The sequence below is a fragment of the Bradyrhizobium sp. 132 genome, assembly GCF_023074185.1.
In the GTDB taxonomy this organism is placed as follows: domain Bacteria; phylum Pseudomonadota; class Alphaproteobacteria; order Rhizobiales; family Xanthobacteraceae; genus Bradyrhizobium.
Genome location: NZ_JADPKY010000192.1, coordinates 1 through 590, shown reverse-complemented (window position 1 = coordinate 590; position 590 = coordinate 1). Strand labels below are relative to the sequence as shown.

Below are 590 nucleotides of genomic sequence, written 5' to 3'. Positions count from 1 at the left end.
CCGGAGGTAATGCGTCGCCTTGTCGTACCCGTCACCCTGCGCCTTGATCGGTTGCATCTGACCCTTCAGGAGGCATTCGGCTGGACGAACAGTCACCTCTTCGAGTTCTTCGCTGGTGAGGTCCGTTGGGGGATTCCTGATCCCCACAACGATTACGGCCACCAGCCCATGGATGCCCGCAAAGCGCGGCTTTGCGATATCGTTCGCGAGACCGGCGCCAACACGATCCACTATCTCTATGACTTCGGCGACAGCTGGGACCATGTGATCAAGCTCGAAAAATGGTTCGAGAACACCACGACGGAGGGGCTTCCCTTCCTGCTCGAGGCCGCCGGTCGTTGTCCTCCGGAAGACGTCGGCGGTGCGCCCGGCTATGCCGAATACCTCGCCGCCATCAGCGACCCCAGCCATCCCGAGCACGAACACATGCGCCTCTGGAGCCCGGAGCGCTTCGATCCCAACGTCGTCGACCGCAAGGCGCTCGAAGCCGCCGTCAACGCGTTGTCCGACACATGGATACCGCGGCGACGCGCCACGCGAACAAAATAGGCGTCAAGCGTCATTCAAAAGGGCTGCAGAGCTACGCTTAC

General features: G+C 61.5%; 1 protein-coding gene. It reads left to right on the top strand.

Going from position 1 to position 590, the window contains the following annotated elements:
- The coding region (locus tag IVA74_RS40200) for a plasmid pRiA4b ORF-3 family protein (RefSeq protein WP_247353632.1) at positions 1–549 on the top strand (549 nt) is incomplete at its 5' end.
- Positions 550–590 lie beyond the last annotated feature (41 nt).